Genomic DNA, 861 nt, shown 5'->3' with positions numbered 1-861 from the left:
TTTCCTTCCTCCTTGGTAAAGGCCCTAAAATCCTCCTTCAACGACTGTTGCTGCTCATCACTGCCGGTGAGCCGGCTGACTATGCTCTCCCTGCCCTCCCTTTTGAGCCAAGCGCTAAACTTTCGTTGGTGACTGGTATTATTCCGGGAAGTCGAGACCGGTCCGAACTTACTCAGCTCTTCCTTGGCCAAGCTATCAATGACGCGGGCGTCGTCGGGATAAGGATCATGTATCTGGCGCCCCATCAGGCGCGGCCCAGGTCCAACGGCTTGGAGTTCTTGCCCCTCAGGCGCGAGCCTCCTGAAATGAGACAGTGCTGACTTAAGACGGTTCCGACCATCCCCACCGCTTGCCAAATAATAATCCGCGATATCAACGGCTAGTGAATCTGGATCGTTTAAAAGCCGAGAAGCCATCGAATCTCTGTTCTCTGCTCGGAGCCAACGAGCGAACCCCCTAAGAACCCATAAATTGTTCTCGACGGTAGCCTCGGGAACCCTTCCGTCCCCTCGGCCGACGCTACCGTCGGGTAGAATTTCGTAGTTTCGGACTGCTTCCGCGAACTGGTTGATGCGGGACTCGTCATCGGGATGCATGTCCCAGTCGGCGGCGCGACCACGCTTGGCGCCGACGCGAACCTTGGTTGAGACCACGTGAGTCTCCGTTGCGGCATCGACGTCTTGCTGCCCCGAACCCCTCTCCGGCGCCCGCGACTGCGGCGTCACTCGCATCGAACCGCCCACGGATCTGCGACGCGGCACACGGTCGCCGGCGTCACTATCGTGCGAACCGAGGCGTAAGTCGCTCGGATCCTGTTCCATGTCTCGGCTCTCTGAATAGTAGTCCTCGATCCAGGCGTCC

At 58.7% G+C, this 861-nt stretch carries 1 pseudogene; it reads right to left on the bottom strand.

Features of this window, described 5'->3' with window-relative positions:
* Nucleotides 1-653: pseudogene (locus CO655_RS33195) on the bottom strand (hypothetical protein); the annotation flags it as partial.
* Between the last annotated feature and the right edge of the window lie 208 nt (nt 654-861).

This window comes from Rhizobium sp. M1, assembly GCF_002531805.1.
Taxonomy (GTDB): Bacteria; Pseudomonadota; Alphaproteobacteria; order Rhizobiales; family Rhizobiaceae; genus Rhizobium; species Rhizobium etli_C.
The sequence above is the reverse complement of the archived record's forward strand: the minus strand, read 5'-3'. Positions and strand labels throughout refer to the sequence as shown.